Source organism: Agrococcus lahaulensis DSM 17612 (assembly GCF_000425105.1).
Classification (GTDB): Bacteria; Actinomycetota; Actinomycetes; order Actinomycetales; family Microbacteriaceae; genus Agrococcus; species Agrococcus lahaulensis.
Genome location: NZ_AULD01000006.1, coordinates 543,552 through 558,902 on the forward strand (window position 1 = coordinate 543,552; position 15,351 = coordinate 558,902).

The 15,351-nt window shown below is 74.0% G+C and carries 13 protein-coding genes; 2 read left to right on the top strand and 11 right to left on the bottom strand.

Annotated elements, in window-relative coordinates; all coding sequences use genetic code 11:
- Positions 1-8: 8 nt before the first annotated feature.
- Genes H508_RS0107425 through H508_RS0107440 form a run of 4 tightly spaced genes read right to left on the bottom strand, consistent with a single transcriptional unit; the run spans position 9 to position 4,116 of the window.
- Positions 9-1,430, bottom strand: a complete 1,422-nt coding sequence (locus tag H508_RS0107425; RefSeq protein WP_035254245.1) for a sugar nucleotide-binding protein — start codon at positions 1,428-1,430, stop codon at positions 9-11.
- A 2-nt stretch (positions 1,431-1,432) separates the two neighbouring features.
- A complete protein-coding gene (rfbB, locus tag H508_RS0107430; RefSeq protein ID WP_026373587.1) occupies positions 1,433-2,431 on the bottom strand; it encodes a dTDP-glucose 4,6-dehydratase in 999 nt (332 codons plus the stop codon).
- 44 nt (positions 2,432-2,475) lie between these two features.
- On the bottom strand, positions 2,476-3,864 hold the full coding sequence (locus tag H508_RS0107435) for a phosphomannomutase/phosphoglucomutase (protein ID WP_026373588.1): 1,389 nt from the start codon (positions 3,862-3,864) through the stop codon (positions 2,476-2,478).
- A gap of 27 nt (positions 3,865-3,891) precedes the next feature.
- On the bottom strand, positions 3,892-4,116 hold the full coding sequence (locus H508_RS0107440) for a DUF3499 family protein (protein ID WP_021064928.1): 225 nt from the start codon (positions 4,114-4,116) through the stop codon (positions 3,892-3,894).
- Between the two features lie 44 nt (positions 4,117-4,160).
- Between H508_RS0107440 and H508_RS0107445 the strand changes: the two genes are divergently transcribed.
- Positions 4,161-4,583 carry a hypothetical protein gene (locus H508_RS0107445; RefSeq protein WP_026373589.1) on the top strand — a complete coding sequence of 141 codons (423 nt, stop codon included), beginning with the start codon at positions 4,161-4,163 and terminating at the stop codon, positions 4,581-4,583.
- Between the two features lie 97 nt (positions 4,584-4,680).
- Here the strand turns inward: H508_RS0107445 and H508_RS16725 are convergent, their stop codons facing one another.
- The 6 genes from H508_RS16725 to manA form a co-directional block, all read right to left on the bottom strand.
- Positions 4,681-6,267, bottom strand: coding sequence for a DUF5719 family protein (locus tag H508_RS16725; protein WP_026373590.1), 1,587 nt, complete (start codon positions 6,265-6,267; stop codon positions 4,681-4,683).
- The gene (locus tag H508_RS16730; RefSeq protein ID WP_051222947.1) at positions 6,264-9,038 is read right to left on the bottom strand and encodes a glycosyltransferase; all 2,775 of its coding nucleotides are present in this window, start codon (positions 9,036-9,038) and stop codon (positions 6,264-6,266) included. The genes H508_RS16725 and H508_RS16730 overlap by 4 nt, the downstream gene beginning before the upstream one ends.
- Positions 9,039-9,102: 64 nt before the next feature.
- Positions 9,103-10,383: an O-antigen ligase family protein gene (locus H508_RS0107460; RefSeq protein ID WP_026373591.1), complete on the bottom strand. Its 1,281-nt coding sequence runs from the start codon at positions 10,381-10,383 to the stop codon at positions 9,103-9,105.
- Positions 10,384-10,442: 59 nt separating this feature from the next.
- Positions 10,443-10,811, bottom strand: coding sequence for a WhiB family transcriptional regulator (locus H508_RS0107465; protein WP_084155190.1), 369 nt, complete (start codon positions 10,809-10,811; stop codon positions 10,443-10,445).
- 130 nt (positions 10,812-10,941) lie between these two features.
- A complete protein-coding gene (locus tag H508_RS16735; RefSeq protein WP_051222949.1) occupies positions 10,942-12,198 on the bottom strand; it encodes a glycosyltransferase family 2 protein in 1,257 nt (418 codons plus the stop codon).
- Positions 12,195-13,322 carry a mannose-6-phosphate isomerase, class I gene (manA, locus tag H508_RS15205; protein ID WP_084155191.1) on the bottom strand — a complete coding sequence of 376 codons (1,128 nt, stop codon included), beginning with the start codon at positions 13,320-13,322 and terminating at the stop codon, positions 12,195-12,197. Before manA ends, H508_RS16735 begins: the two co-directional genes overlap by 4 nt.
- Before the next feature lie 106 nt (positions 13,323-13,428).
- On the opposite strand from manA, the gene H508_RS0107480 reads away from it, so the two are divergent.
- Positions 13,429-14,607 carry an acyl-CoA dehydrogenase family protein gene (locus H508_RS0107480; RefSeq protein ID WP_026373593.1) on the top strand — a complete coding sequence of 393 codons (1,179 nt, stop codon included), beginning with the start codon at positions 13,429-13,431 and terminating at the stop codon, positions 14,605-14,607.
- Here the strand turns inward: H508_RS0107480 and H508_RS15210 are convergent.
- Positions 14,582-15,340 carry a polyprenol monophosphomannose synthase gene (locus H508_RS15210; RefSeq protein ID WP_035254250.1) on the bottom strand — a complete coding sequence of 253 codons (759 nt, stop codon included), beginning with the start codon at positions 15,338-15,340 and terminating at the stop codon, positions 14,582-14,584. The genes H508_RS0107480 and H508_RS15210 overlap by 26 nt on opposite strands.
- Positions 15,341-15,351 lie beyond the last annotated feature (11 nt).

A 15,351-nucleotide genomic window follows, 5' to 3' on the forward strand; every position in this document is an offset into this window, starting at 1 on the left:
CACGGGCGTCACTCGAGCGTCGCCACGTACTCCTCGAGCATCTCGAGCTGATCGCGCGGCTCGAAGCCGGTCGACTCGAGCCTCGCGAGGCTCAGCGTGCTCTGCAGCGGCCGGGGCGCGATGCCCTCCTTGCCGGCGTAGTACTCCTCGGTCGAGACCGGGGTGACCCTGGATGCGTCATGGCCCGTGCGCTCGAACACGCGCGCAGCGATGTCGGCCCACGACGCGGGCTCCCCGCCGTTCGAGACGTTGTAGGTGCCGAACGGCGCGTGGCTCGAGAGCAGGTGGTCGATCGCACGGGCGAGCTCGGCGGCGAACGTGAGCCGCCCCACTTGGTCGCCGACGACCGAGGGGTCGATGCCGCGCTCGGCGAGCGAGGCCATCGTGGCGATGAAGTTCTTGCCCTCGCCGACGACCCACGACGTACGGAGGATGTAGTGGCGCGGGGCGACCGACACCGCGAGGTCGCCCGCGGCCTTCGACTGGCCGTAGACGCCGAGCGGCGCGAGCCGCTCCCCCTCGTCGTGCTCGGGCGCGGTGCCGTCGAAGACGTAGTCGCTCGAGACGTGCACGAGCGTGAGGCGGTGCTCGGCCGCGAGCGCGGCGAGGCGGGCGGGACCGCTCGCGTTCGCCGCCCACGCGTCGCGACGGCCCTCGACGGTCTCGGCGGCGTCGACGGCGGTGTGCGCGGCGGCGTTCACGACGGTGTCGTACCGCGACCAGCGGACGGCGTCGAGCGTCCGCGGGTCGGCGAGATCGACGGTGTCGCGGCCGACGTAGTCGACGTCCGTGCGGTCCGCCCACTGCTGCCGCAGCGCCCGGCCGAGCTGGCCGTTCGCGCCGAGCACGAGGGTGCGCAGCGGCTGCATCGGCGCGACGTCGGCGAGCATCGGGTGCGCGCGGTCCTTGTCGCTCAGCTCCGCCCGCTCGAGCGGGATGGGCCACTCGATCGCCGCGGTGGGGTCGGCGAGGTTGAGGAACGTGTACTCGTCCTGCGCGTCGGCCGACCAGTGCTCGTTGACGAGGTAGGTGTAGGCGGTGTCCTCCTCGAGCGCCTGGAAGGAGTTCCCGACGCCGCGCGGCACGAACACCGCGATCGACGGGTCGATCTCGATCGTGAAGGTCGCGCCGAACGACGGCCCCTCGCGCAGGTCGACCCACGCGCCGAACACCCGACCGGTCGCGACCGAGATGTACTTGTCCCAGGGCTCGGCGTGGATCCCGCGCGTGGTGCCGACGGATGCGTTGAACGAGATGTTGTTCTGCACCGGCGAGAAGTCGGGCAGGCCCAGGGCGAGCATCTTCTCGCGCTGCCAGTTCTCCTTGAACCAGCCGCGGTTGTCGCCGTGCACCGGCAGGTCGACGACGAGGAACCCCGGGATCGGGGTCTCGCGCACGCGCAGCTGCTTCCCGGTCGCCACGTCCGCCATCGTCAGTGGCCCGCCGCCGCGTACTTCGCCTCGGCGGCGGCCTTCTGCGGTCGCCACCACGACTCGTGCTCGCGGTACCACTCGATCGTCGCCGCGAGGCCGGCCTCGAAGTCGGTGTACGCGGGCTCCCAACCGAGCTCCTCGCGCAGCTTCGTCGCGTCGATCGCGTACCGCAGGTCGTGGCCCGCGCGGTCCTTCACGTGGTCGAACGCATCCGCCTCCTGACCCATGAGTCGCAGGATCGCCTGCACGACCTCGAGGTTGCTGCGCTCGCCGTCGGCGCCGATGAGGTAGGTCTCGCCGATGCGGCCCCGCTCAAGGATGCGCAGCACCGCGCTCGAGTGGTCGTCGGCGTGGATCCAGTCGCGCACGTTCTCGCCCGCGCCGTAGAGGCGCGGCCGCACGCCGTCGATGACGTTGGTGATCTGCCGCGGGATGAACTTCTCGACGTGCTGGCGCGGGCCGTAGTTGTTCGAGCAGTTCGAGATCGTCGCCTCGAGCCCGAACGAGCGCACCCACGCGCGCACGAGCAGGTCGGAGCCGGCCTTCGTCGACGAGTAGGGGCTCGAGGGGTTGTAGGGCGTCTCGGGCGTGAACTTCGCCGGGTCGTCGAGCTCGAGGTCGCCGTAGACCTCGTCGGTCGAGATGTGGTGGAAGCGCGTGCCGTGCTTGCGGGCCGCCTCGAGCAGGGTGAAGGTGCCGATGAGGTTCGTGTGCACGAACGGCGAGGGGTCGGAGAGCGAGTTGTCGTTGTGCGACTCGGCCGCGAAGTGCACGACCGCGTCGGTCTCGGCGACGAGCGGCTCGACGGCCTCGGGGTCGGCGATGTCGCCCACGACGAGCTGCACGCGGTCCTCCGGGAGGCCCTCGAGCGTCGCGCGGTCACCCGCGTAGGTGAGCTTGTCGAGCACGACGACGTCGTGGTCGCTGTTGGCGATGACGTGGTGCACGAAGTTCGAGCCGATGAAGCCGGCGCCGCCGGTCACGAGGAGCTTGCTCATGGGCTCCAGCGTACTGTCCGCCGGCGCGCGGACCGGCCTGCGGCTCAGCCGCGGATGAGCGCGAGCACCTCGTCGCGGATCGCGACCATGTCGGCCTCGGTCTCGGCCTCGGCGTTGAGCCGCAGGAGCGGCTCGGTGTTCGACGGCCGCACCGAGAACCACCACGCGCCGTCGGGCGCCGTGACGGTGAGCCCGTCGAGCTCGTCGAAGTCGCCGCGGCCGGCGAACGCCTCGACGATGCGGGTGTAGGCGGCGGGCACATCGGCGACGGTCGAGTTGATCTCGCCCGAGGCTGCGTAGGGCGAGTAGCGCGCCGCGAGCTCGGACATCGGCTCGTCGTGCGCGCCGAGCGTCGCGAGCACGTGCATCGCCGCGAGCATCCCGTTGTCGGCGCCCCAGAAGTCGCGGAAGTAGTAGTGGGCGGAGTGCTCGCCGCCGAAGACCGCGCCCGTCTCGGCCATGCGGTCCTTGATGAGCGAGTGCCCGACGCGCGTGCGCACGGGCGTCGCGCCCGCGGCGGCGATCACCTCGGGCACGACGCGGCTCGTGATGAGGTTGTGGATGACGACGACGTCCTCCTCCCCCGCCGCCCGCACGCGCGCGATCTCGCGCTCCGCGACGATCGCGGCCACGGCGGACGGCGAGACCGCGCCCCCGCGCTCGTCGATGACGAAGCAGCGGTCGGCGTCGCCGTCGAAGGCGAGGCCGAGGTCGGCGCCGTGCTCGCGCACCGCCGCCTGCAGGTCGACGAGGTTCTTCGGGTCGAGCGGGTTCGCCTCGTGGTTCGGGAAGGTGCCGTCGAGCTCGAAGTACATCGGCACGACCTCGATCGGCAGGGCGCCGAGGCCCGCGGCCTCGCCGAGCACGGCGGGCACGGTGAGCCCGCCCATGCCGTTGGCCGCATCCACCACGACCTTGAGCGGCCGGATGCGCGAGAGGTCGACGAGCGAGCGGAGGTGCGCGGCGTAGTCGGCGAGGATGTCGCGCTCGCTGCGAGAGCCGCGGCGGGCAGCCGCGGGGATGCCGTGCTCGAGGTAGCGCTGCGCTCCGTCGCGGATGGCCGCGAGCCCGGTGTCGAGGCTCACGCCGCGCGCGCCGGCGCGCGAGAACTTGATGCCGTTGTAGGCGGCGGGGTTGTGGGATGCCGTGAACATCATCGCGGGCGCGCCGAGGCTGCCGGAGGCGAAGTAGGAGCCGTCGGTCGAGCACAGCCCGAGCGAGACGACGTCGGCGCCGCGCGTCATGGCGCCGTCGGCGGCGGCGGCCGCGAGCGCGGGCGAGGAGGGGCGCATGTCGTGCCCGATCGCGATCGGCGCGTCGGTGCCGACCTCGTCGGCGAAGGCCGCGCCGAGGGCGCGCACGACGTCCTCGGTCAGCTGGCCGTCGACGAGGCCGCGCACGTCGTACGCCTTGACGATCTCGGACAGCGCCATGGTTCTCCTTCGTTCGGGGATGCGGTGCTACCAGGCCGCGCGGCCCGGCTCGTGTCGGGCGACCTGCCACCCCGCCGGGCCCGTCGCGCGCTCGGCGTGGGGCTCGCACAGGTCGTAGCTGCCCTCGATCGCGCCGCGCCGGCTCGCGGGCTGGAGCGGGCCGACGACGAGCAGCTGCGCGCCGTAGTCGACGGTGACGGTGCGGTCGGCGTACCGGCGGCAGCCGGGCCTCGAGCACATCCGTTCGTCCATCCGCCTCAGCGTAGCGCCGGGCCTCGGCGACGTAGGATGGCGGCATGCCCGCGCGTCAGCATTCCCGCGGATCCCGCCACGGCCGGGAGGCGCGATCGTCGCTCGCCGGGCCGGTGCTGCCGTTCCTGTCGTCGCGCGAGACGCGCTTCGAGGACATCGCGGCGGACGCCGCCGACTACGTGCAGGCGCTGTGGCCGGCCGAGCTCGGGGACGTGCGCTTCCAGTGGGCGGACATGCCGCCGCGAGCGCTCGCGGAGCGCGTCGACGAGGTGCCCGAGTGGGCGGTCGACCCCGCGCGCCGCACGATCACGGTGTACCGGCTGCCGCTCCAGCGGCTGCCGCGCGTGCACATCGATGACGAGTGGCACCGCCAGATCGCGATCGAGGGCGCGGTCTTCCAGGCGGCGGCGGAGCTCATCGGCCGCGACCCGTGGGAAGTGGCGCCGGATCGCTGGCGCCAGCATTGAGCCCGCAGCGCGCAATGCGGCGCAGCCGCGTTGCGCGCGGAGGGCTCAAGGTCGAGTAGCCGGCCAACGGCCGGCGTACCGAGACCCCCCACCAGCCTCAGTGCACGACGGTCACCCCGCCGGCGGTCGGCCCCTGCGGGCTCGCCGTGAACCCGCCCACCCGGCTGCCGTCGCGATACCCGACGCTCACGACGAGCTCCTCGCCCGTCACGACGACGGAGCCGGCCTCGACCGGCTGCCGGTGCACCCCGAGCCCGTCGAGCTCGACGGCTCGCCCGTCGACGGTGATCTGCTGCGGCTCCTCCGCCGCGCTCGCGACGTGGAGCGTCGCGCCCGGTCCCGGCGGCACGGCGATCGCCGAGCTGCCCGAGCGGGGCTGACCGCCCGCGACCCAGTCGAAGTCGTTGCCGTCTGCCGCGATCGCGACCTGTCGCGCACCGGCGACGACCGGGGTGTCGGCCGAGACGCGGATCGTGGTGATGCCGACCGGGATCTCCTCGAGCGCGAAGTCGGTGACCCGCCCCGCCTCGAGGTCGCCCTCGGACTCGATCACGGAGCCGTCCTCCGCCTCGAAGACGACCCGCACCGGCCCGCCCTCGAGCGAGAGGAGGCGCAGCGCCGGCACGGCGTCGTCGAAGCCCTCCTGCGTCTCGATGCCCGTCGCCTCCGTCACGGCGACGCCCGGGAGCACCGCGGTCGTGAGCGCCGAGACCGGGTCGACGATCTCGAAGCCGCCCCGCTCGAGCCCCCGCGTCGTCGACTGCTGGAGGTGCGCCGAGACGGGCGCGCCCGTCGAGACGACGTGCACGACGACGTCGTCGACGCCCGGTGCGATCGCGGCGAGGTCCATCACCGCCTGCGAGGCGGGCGGCACGCTGATGCCGGTCGAGCCGACGGTCTCCACGGGGCCATCGGGGCCATGGACCGTCACGTCGACGCTCGCGCTCACCTGGGATGCGTTGGCGATCGTGAGCGTGGACTGCCGGCCGGTGCGGGTCGAGCCGCCGACGAGCCACTGGTCGAGCCGCGTCTCGCCGCACTCGCTCACCGCGAGGCCGCGCACATCGTCGACGTCGACGGGGAGCGACTGCGCGGCCGAGAGCGTCGTCGCCTCACCGCGCTGGGCGATCGCGGTGCCGCCCGAGATCTCGTCGCGCCCGGGCACCGGCAGCCGCTGCTCGGCGACCTCGCCGCCGAGGCTGCCGACGACGACCTCGGGCTCGGCGACCGCCGACAGCGCGAGCGCGTCGGTGCCGTCGCTCGTGCCGACGCGCAGCGCCGGCCCCGCGCACACGCGCGACTGGAGCGGCGAGGAGGGCAGCACGTGCGTGGTGGGCGCCTCGGCGCGCTCGAGCGGCTCGGCGGGCAGCGCTCCGGCGCCGAGCACCGCGCCCGTCATGAGCAGCGCGGCCCCGAGCCCCGCGGCGGCCCTGACGCCCCAGCGGAGCATGTCGCGGCGCTCGACGCGGCGCGCGCCGGCGGCCGCGTCGTTCGCGGCCGCCTCGCGGTCGGTGAGCGCGACGTCGGTCGCGATGTCGCCGGCTGCGGCGGGCGCCTCGGCCTCGACCGCGAGCTCCTCGGGAGACGGCGTGCGCGGGCGCGGCTCCTCCTCGTCGGAGATGGGCGAGTCGTCGTCGAACTCCTGCGAGTCGTCGATCGCGCCGGGGTCGTCTCGATCCGTCACTGCCACGCCTCCGCTCCCTCGAGCCGCTTCGTCCGCACGCGCGCGCCGCGACGGAGCGACGGCAGCGCCGCGACGATCGCGCCGGCGATCGCCGCGAGCTGCGCGGCGAGCAGCCAGCCCGCCCACGCGGGCACCGGCGCCGGGGGCGCAGGCGCGGCCTCCGTCCGCTGCCACAGCAGCCCGGCCTCCGTCTCGCCGATCGCCTGCAGGTCGCCGCGCGCGTCGAGCGAGCGCTGGGCGCGGTCGTGGAGGCCCGCGGCGCCCTCGCGCTCCTGCTCGACGAGCACGAAGCGCACGCCGTGCTCGTCGAGCAGCGCGGACACGTCGACGTCGGCGCCCGAGGCGAGGTCGACCGCCGCTTGCGCGAGCTCGGCCTCGACGGCGCCGGCGCTCTCGCGCGTGTGCCGCGCCGTCGAGACGCGGTCGAGCGTCTCGCCGCGGCCCCGCTCGACCTCCACGCGGAGCACGTCCTCCGCGAGCGGGCGCAGCACGAGCGTGCCGACGCCCGGGTCCTCGGCCGCGGCTGCCTCGACGAACGCGGGCATGCGGCGCTCGGGGGCCGGCACGACCGTCGCGGGCGCGAGGAACGAGCTCGCGACGACGGGCAGCGACGCGGCGACCGCGGCGAGCGCCACGACGCCGCCCGGCACGGCGCCGACGCGGTCGTCGACGTCGACGGCGATCGCGGCGAGCATGACGAGGGAGAGCAGCATGAGCGACGCGCCGGGCCCGGCCCAGACCGCGATCGCCTCGGCCTCGAGCGTCGAGATCGAGAGCCGCGAGGCGAGCACGGCGGTGCCGTAGCCCGCGAGGAGCAGCAGCACGGCGGGCCAGGCCCGCGCCGGCCGCAGCACGATGCCCGCGAGCGCCGCGAGCGCGAGCGGCGCGAGCATGACGAGCGCGATCCAGCCCGCTGCGACGCCGGGCGCCAGGGCCGAGACCGCGGTCTCGAGCGTCGCGAGCGTGCCGTCCGGCGCGGCGAGCGCCGCCTCGAGGGCTGTGGGCGGCTCGCTCCCGAACGGCACCCCCGGGTCGGCGAGCGTCGCGAGCGGGGCTCCCCCGCGCCAGCGCTCGACGGCGATCGGGGCGATGAGCGCAACCGCGGGCAGCGCCGCGACGAGCGGTCGCAGCGGCGACCGCCAGCCGAGCGAGGCGGCGAGCGCGACGAGCAGCACCATCGCCGGCACGAGCACGGGGGCGCTCGCCACGACGATCGCGAACGGGATCGCGGCGGCGCCGGCGGCGCGCCACGAGCGGTGCGCGCGGAGCATCCCGGTGACCGCGAGCGGCAGCGCGAGGTGCGCGACGACGGCGCCGATCCTGCCCTCGGTGACGGCGAGCAGGAGCGTCGGCGAGAGCGCCCACACGGCGGCGGCGACCGCGGGCGCCCAGCGCGAGCCCGTCAGGCGGCGCGCGGCGAAGAAGCCGACGATCGAGGCGATCGCGGGCGCGAGCAGCAGCAGGAGCACGATCGCGGTCGACGGGCGCCACGGCGTCAGCGAGCCGAGCACGGCGAGCACCAGCGCGAACGGGTCGGCGGCGCCGTCGACGGCGCCGAGCGCATCCCGCTGGCCGCCGAGCGTGCTCGACCAGAGGTCGCCGATCGAGCCGGGCAGCGGCAGGAGCGCCCCGCCCGTCGCGGCGCCCGCCGTGATGAGCTGGGGCGAGACCACGATCCCGACCACGATGGCGAGCGCCGTGACCCAGAGCCCCGCGCCCTCGACGAAGCCGACGCGCTCGACCGGGACTGCGCGCATCCGCTCGGGATCGCCGATCGCCCGCCGCTGCAGGCGCATCGCCCGCCACGGCACCCGCAGGCCGCGCAGCGCGCTCCAGCGCTCCGTGCGAGAGCGCGCGATGCGGCGCCTCGCACGGGCGACGGCGGCCATCGAGACGAGCACCGCGAGCGTCGCGCGCCACTCCGAGAGCACCGCGGCCGGCCGCTTCGCGAGCAGGTGGCCGACGGAGCGGAGCACGGCGAGCGGCAGCAGCAGCAGCCAGTGCAGCACGAGCGCGACCGGGCTCGCGTACGCGAGCCGCCGGTGCAGCTGCGCGCGCCTCGCGATGCCGACGCGCTGCGCGTCGCTCACCGCGCGCAGCGCGAAGTGCTCGGGCCCGCCCGCCCGCCGCGCTCGCGCGCGGGGCTCGAGCGCGACGCGATGGCCGGCGAGCCGCGCCCGCACCCCGAGGTCGAGCCCCGCGTCGATCGAGTGGAGCGCGGGATCGAAGCCGCCGAGCGCCTCGAAGACGTCGCGCCGCACGAGCATCCCGGTCTCGGCCACGCCGAGCGTGTCGGAGTCGTCGTCGCGCTGCCCCTGGTCGAGCTCCCCCTCGCGCAGCAGCAGGCTGCGGCCGAAGCGCGTCATCGACTGGCCGAACTCGGCGAAGCGATCCGGCTCGTCGGCGCGCATGATCTTCGGACCGACGAGCGCGACGCTCTCGTGCACCTCGACGTGGCTCAGGAGCGCCCCGAGCGCCCGCGGGTGGGGCGCCGCGTCGTGCGCGAGCAGCCACAGCCAGTCTCCCGCCCGCGCGGGCGGCAGCGCCGCGACGCCCCGCGCGACGAGCTGGCCGAAGGGCAGCCTCGGGGCGATGACGACGCTCCGGGCACCCGATTCCTCCAGCAGCCGGAGCGTGGCGTCCTTCGAGCCGCCGTCGACCGCCACGAGCGCATCCGGGGCGGCGCGCTGCGCGGCGATCGCGTCGAGGGTCGCCAGCAGGTACTCGGCGCCATTGCTGGCCGCGAGCACGGCGAAGACCCTCGGATGCACCCGGCAAGGCTAGGCGCGCGGCTCGCCGCGCCTGCGGGTTGGCGCCGGTGTGCCGCGCGATCGGTCAGCGGACGGTGCTGATCGCGACCGTCTCCGGCGCTCGCGGCACGATCTCGCGACGGCGCCGCCCGATCGTGAAGATGAGCAGCAGGATCATGCCGTACTCGATCCACGGACGCGACTCCGCGAGACCCTGCACGAAGAACGCCACCCACAGCAGCAGCGGGGCCGCGTTCATCGCGTACTCCTCGGGCCGCGAGCGGTACATCGCGCCGAGGCAGTTGACCATCGCGCGCCATTGCATCGCCGCCCACAGGATGACGCCCACCATGCCGAGCTGCATGAACACGTCGAGCCACACGTTGTGCGCCTGCAGGTAGGCGACATCGCCCACGCGCCCGAGCACGTCGAACGGCGGCACCCAGGGCTGCCAGTAGCCGAGGTAGCCGACGCCGACGACGGGGCTCGAGAGCGCGAGGTCGACGACGCGCCCCCAGATGTCGAAGCGGCCGGTGAGGTCGGCGTCGCGGTTGAGGAACTCGGCGACGTGCGCCCAGTTCGCGATGATGAGGCCGATCGCCACGAGCCCCGCGGCGATGACGATGGCGAAGACCCGGTAGAACGTCGCGCCCCGCCAGCGCACCCAGACGACGATGAGGCCGCCGATGATCGCGACCGCGAGGAGCGCGAAGGCGACGGTGGCGCTCCTCGCGAGCGCGAGCATCACGACCGGCATCAGCACCCACAGGGGCCAGCGCCGATCGAGCCCGGCGACCGCCCGGCACGTCGCGACGACGAGCGCGACGAGCGCGAGCATGGCCAGCAGGTTCGCGTTGCCCATGACGCCCTGGATCCGTCCGCCGTGCAGCAGCAGACCGCTCGACCACGAGAACTCCGCCGTCGTCCCCGGCGGATAGTCGGACCACAGCGGGAAGAGCGGCCCGTCCACGGTGAGGGACACGAGCAGCTCGAAGAGCAGCGACGCCAGCAGCAGTCCCTGCAGGCTCCAGTGGAAGACGTCGAGGATGAGGCGGTACGGGAGCGCCGCGATGAAGATCGCGCTCGCGACCATCCCGAGGAGTCCGACCGAGCCCAGCAGGCTCGCGCTCGGGGAGATGGCCCAGCTCGCGGAGGCCACGGCGAGGACGCTGAACAGCGCGATCGAGGTGGGCACCCGGGAGAGCCGGACCCGCAGCAGCACGAGCTCGACCGAGACCCAGATGAACGTCGCCACGACGAGGACCCCCCACGCGGGGTAGCCGATGACGTTCCGCACCGCGTCGCCTGCCGCCGCGTTCACCACCACCCAGGTGGCGAGGGCCGCCCGGCGGCGCTGATGGAGCACGGATCTATCGTGCCACGCGGCAGCGGACGGGTCGCGGGCGACGGATCGCTGCAGCGCGGTCAGGCGAGCTTGCGGAGCTTCCGGCGCTCGCGCTCCGAGAGTCCGCCCCAGATGCCGAACCGCTCGTCGTTCTCGAGCGCGTACTCGAGGCACTCCGCGCGCACCTCGCACGACTCGCAGATCCGCTTCGCGTCGCGCGTCGAGCCGCCCTTCTCGGGGAAGAACGCCTCGGGATCCGTCTCGGCGCACAGCGCGTCCGCCTGCCACGCGAGGGCACTGTCGACCTCTGCGGCGCGCCGCACGCCGGGCACGCCCAGCTCGACCGGATCGATGAACCAGTCGTTCGGGATCGGGCGGTGCAGTGCACCGTTCGTGATCGTGCGCTGTCGGTGCGTCGGCGCTTCGTTGCGCTGCTGTCCCTCTCGCATGGCGTCCCCCGGTTCTGCGGCCCCCGGCCGGGCCCGCGCGGGTCAATTACATCGCTGTAGTTCCGTCGCCGTCAAGTCCGCGATCCTAGGCGCGTCGCCCCGCTTCGCCGCGGATTCCGGGTCCGGCGTGTCACCTTCCTCGTCGCAGGCGCGCCGCCGCTCCCACAAGCAGCCGACGGGCCCGCACGAGCGGGTGGCGGTCGATCCGCTCGAGGCGCGCGCGCGACGACCGGAGCTCTGCCTCGAGCTCGTGGAGCCGAGCATCCCGCGCGGCCGCGGTCGCGCCCAGGCTGTCGAGTCGCTCGGCGGCGGACGCGGCTGCCGCCTCTGCTTCCGCTGCGATCCGGTCGCGGTCGGCGAGCACTCGGCCGAGGTGGCCGTGCAGCTCCTCCACCTCGCGCTGGAACACGCTGGCGTGCTCGTACAGCACGGCCTCGAGCGCAGCCAGCGACCGCGACCGCGCGCGCATGCCGTTGATCTCGGCGTCCGGCACCGGGATGTCGTCCGTGTCCTCCAGGCACGCTCGCAAGCGCGCGGGGAGGACGGCGCGATGCTCGAGCTCGACGAGCCGCTCCTCGAGGGAGGTGTCGAGTCGATAGCCGCCGTGGTCGAGGTCTTCGCCAGTGAGGCTCCGCAGCGCGATGAAGTCGTCGAGGACGCCCGCCTTCAAGCGACGCCAGTCCCGCATCCCGTGGTGGTTGGGCGAGGGGCGCAACTCCGGGTTCGCCTCGTACGCTCGGCCGGCGTTCCCCGTCTTCCGCTCGAGCTGCGCGAACGAGCGCCAGGGGAGGTGGAGGACCTCGAGCTCGAGGGCCTCCGGTGGGTCGCCCCGTCGCTCGACGGACACGAAGTGGTTGCCCTGCGCCACCTCGACGTCGGGGGAGCCGACATGGATGGCGTTGGGCGTCGGATGCGCGAGCAGGCCGGCGTCCTGCAGCTGCTGGACCGAGCGCTCATCGCGATGCACGAGCCTGTGCAGCCCGACACCCCGACGCGCCATCGGCCCCACGAGGTTCACGACCGGGACCTCGATCGCTCCGATGGCCTTCGGCATGCGATCGAACACGGTCCGCAGGCTGAGCGCCGGATCGACGGCGCGCACGAACTCGTCCGCGTCGCCGTTGATCACCCAGTCGGCCCCGAACTCCGTGTAGGCGAGGCGCGCCATGCGGGTGACCACGAGGTGCTGCTGCTTGCGGTGCTCGGGATCGTCGAACACCGTCACGGGCGCCACGCGCGAGTACTCCTCGAGGATGTCGCGCGTGCCGTCCGAGGAGCCGTTGTCGGTGACCAGGATGCGGTCGACCCCCTCGGCGAGGTGGTGCTCGATGGTCGCGGCGATGATGTCCGCCTCGTCGCGCACCATCATCGTCAGCACGAGGGTCATGCGGCGATCCTACGATCGTGCCCGGGGGCGCCCGGGAGCGCCGCCCATGCGTCGTCGCCCTCGAGCTCGAGCTCGCTCACGGCTGCGACGAAGGCCGCCTCGCCCCGCGCGAGCTCGAGCCGCTCCCCGCCCGCCACGATCGAGAGCGGCGCGACCGCGAGCAGGATCGCCTGGTCCACCGATGCTCGGTGCCGGCCGTGCACGCGCCGCAGCTCGAAGGGCGCCGCGGGCCGCCAAGCGGTCGCGCCCGGCAGCTCGACGGGAGCCAGCCTGGGGTCGTCGAGGGGGGCGAAGTCGAGGATGCGCAGCAGCTCGTCGCGGTCGACGTGCTTGCGGGTGAGGCCGCCGCGCAGCACGTTGTCGCTCGGGCCCATGAGCTCGATGCCGAGGCCCTCGAGATAGGCGTGCAGGTTGCCCGCCGCCAGGAAGAGCGCCTCGCCGGGCTGGAGCGACAGGCGGTGCAGGAGCAGCGCGATGGCGATCGCCGGATCGCCAGGGGATGCCGCCTCGAGCCTCCGCACGGTGTCGCGCTCGGCTTCGAGCGCGACGGGCAGCCGCTCGACGGCCGCGACGATGCCGCGCACGACCGAGTGCGCCTCGTCGCCGCCGGCAAGCATCCACCCCACCGCGTGCTCGAGCGAGGCCCGCACTCGCTCGACGAAGGGCTCGACGCGCTCGTCCAGCGAGGTCAGCGCGTCGAGCACGGGCAGCGACGCGTCCAGCGGCCGGAAGCCGCTCAGCGCCTCGAAGCGCGTGACGGCCACGAGCAGCTCGGGCTTCGCGTGCGGGTCGCGGTACGTGCGGCTGGGAGCGTCGCGAGGCAGCCCCGCGGCGTCCTCGCGCGCGAAGCCCTCGGCCGCCTGCGCGGCATCGGGGTGCGCCTGGAGCGAGAGCGGCGCAGCCGCGGCGAGCACCTTGAGCAGCATGCCCGGCTGCTCGACGCCCGCCTCGTCGAGCACCGCGTCGAGCGGCCGACCGTCGGCGCGTGACGGACAGCCGGGGTGAGCGCCGAGCCACAGCTCGGCCTGCGGCCGCCCGGTCGCGGGCAGCCCCAGGTAGTCGGAGATCGCCGACGCGCTGCCCCACGCGTAGTCGCGGGGCTCGTTGGTGATGCGCACAAGCACGGGGGCGGCTCCTTCGGGCACAGTTGGGTCGAGGCTACCAACGGCCGACCGAGGGCCCCGCGCTCCCCTAGCGTGCGGAGCGACCGCTGATCCTGACGGGAGCACCATGGACTTCACGCCGCTCGAGAGCGACTTCTACGGCTTCGCGCACGACCTCACCGCCGCCGAGCAGGCCTCGCTCGCCGAGATCCGCGAGTTCATGGAGACGCGCGTGCGGCCCGAGATCGACGAGCACTGGCACGCCGACGCGTTCCCGATGCACCTCATCCCGGGCATCGCCGAGCTCGGCGTGATCGGTGCGGCGTGGCCCGAGTCGGCGCGGCTCGAGAGCTCGGCCGTCTACCGCGGCTGGATCGCGCTCGAGATGAGCCGCGTCGACGCATCCGTCTCGACCTTCGCCGCCGTGCAGAACGGCCTCGTGTGCGGCTCGATCGGCGTCGCGGGATCCCCCGCACAGCGCGCCGAGTGGCTCCCGAAGCTCGCCGACTGCTCGGTCATCGGCGCGTTCGGGCTCACCGAGCCGCTCTCGGGGTCGGATGCCTCGAAGGGCCTCGCGACGACCGCGCGCCGGGAGGGCGACGAGTGGGTGCTCGAGGGCGAGAAGCGCTGGATCGGCAACGCGACGCACGCCGACATCGTCGTCGTCTGGGCGCGCGACGTCGCCGACGGCGAGGTGAAGGGCTTCATCGTGCCGACCTCGAGCGAGGGCTACTCCGTCTCGAGGATCGAGCGGAAGATCGCGCTGCGCATGGTGCAGAACGGGCACATCGTGCTCGACGGCGTGCGCGTGCCCGAGTCGATGCGGCTGCAGGGGGCCGCGAGCTTCCGCGACACCGCGCGCGTGCTGCGCCTCACGCGCGCCGAGGTCGCGTGGAGCGCGGTCGGCGTCATGGTCGGCGCCTACGAGGCCGCGGTGCGCTACACGACCGAGCGCACGCAGTTCGGCAAGCCGCTCGCCGCGCACCAGCTCGTGCAGGACCTGCTCGCGAAGTCGCTCGGCCACATCACCGCGTCGATCGCGCTGTGCGTGCAGGTCTCGCGCATGCTCGACGAGGGCCGCCAGGGCGACGCGCACTCCGCGCTCGCGAAGGCGTACGCGACGGCGCGGATGCGCGAGGTCGTCGCGTGGTGCCGCGAGGTGTGCGGCGGCAACGGCATCGTCACCGACTACGACGTCGCGCGCTTCTTCGTCGACGCCGAGGCGCTCTACACGTACGAGGGCACGGCGCAGATGAACTCGCTCATCGTCGGGAAGGCGATCACCGGAGCGTCGGCGTTCGCCTGACCGCCTCGGCGCTCGAGCGCAGCTGGCCGAACCGCCGGCCGATGCCCCACGCGGTCGTGCGCACGAGCGCCTCGACGATGATGCCGCTCGACATCTTCGAGCGGCCGAGCTCGCGCTCGCGGAACGTGATGGGCACCTCGGCGATGCGCGCGCCGAGGTCGGCCGCGCGGCGCGTCATGTCGATCTGGAAGCAGTAGCCCTGGCTCGAGATCTCGCACGCGAGCATCTCGCGCAGCAGCTCCGCGCGGTACACGCGGTAGCCGGCGGTCATGTCGGCGACATCGATCCCGAGCGCGAGCTGCGCGTAGCGGGTGCCGGCGCGGCTGATGAGCTGGCGGTGCAGCGGCCAGTCGACGATCCCGCCCCCAGGCACCCAGCGCGAGCCGATCACGAGGTCGGCGTGCTCGGCGGCCGCGAGCATCGCGGGCAGCGCGTCCGCGGGATGCGAGCCGTCGGCATCCATCTCGACGATGAGGTCGAAGCCCTCGTCGATGGCGAGCCGCATGCCCGCGAGGTACGCGGCGCCGAGGCCCTGCTTGCTCGATCGGTGCAGCACCCGCACGCGCGGGTCGGCCGCCGCCATCGCGTCGGCCACGTCGCCCGTGCCGTCGGGGCTGCCGTCGTCGATGACGAGCAGCGTGACGTCGGGGACGGCAGCGAGCAGGCGGTCGACCGTCACGGGCAGCGCTTCGCGCTCGTCGTACGTCGGCATGAGCACGATCGTTCTCGGCATGGATCTCCGTC

Excerpts from the sequence above, each read along its gene's own strand:
- H508_RS0107425 (WP_035254245.1), bottom strand. The coding sequence starts at position 1,430 with ATGGCGGACGTGGCGACCGGGAAGCAGCTGCGCGTGCGCGAGACCCCG.
- rfbB (WP_026373587.1), bottom strand. The coding sequence starts at position 2,431 with ATGAGCAAGCTCCTCGTGACCGGCGGCGCCGGCTTCATCGGCTCGAAC.
- H508_RS0107435 (WP_026373588.1), bottom strand. The coding sequence starts at position 3,864 with ATGGCGCTGTCCGAGATCGTCAAGGCGTACGACGTGCGCGGCCTCGTC.
- H508_RS0107440 (WP_021064928.1), bottom strand. The coding sequence starts at position 4,116 with ATGGACGAACGGATGTGCTCGAGGCCCGGCTGCCGCCGGTACGCCGAC.
- H508_RS0107445 (WP_026373589.1), top strand. The coding sequence starts at position 4,161 with ATGCCCGCGCGTCAGCATTCCCGCGGATCCCGCCACGGCCGGGAGGCG.
- H508_RS0107465 (WP_084155190.1), bottom strand. The coding sequence starts at position 10,811 with ATGCGAGAGGGACAGCAGCGCAACGAAGCGCCGACGCACCGACAGCGC.
- H508_RS16735 (WP_051222949.1), bottom strand. The coding sequence starts at position 12,198 with ATGACCCTCGTGCTGACGATGATGGTGCGCGACGAGGCGGACATCATC.
- H508_RS0107480 (WP_026373593.1), top strand. The coding sequence starts at position 13,429 with ATGGACTTCACGCCGCTCGAGAGCGACTTCTACGGCTTCGCGCACGAC.
- H508_RS15210 (WP_035254250.1), bottom strand. The coding sequence starts at position 15,340 with ATGCCGAGAACGATCGTGCTCATGCCGACGTACGACGAGCGCGAAGCG.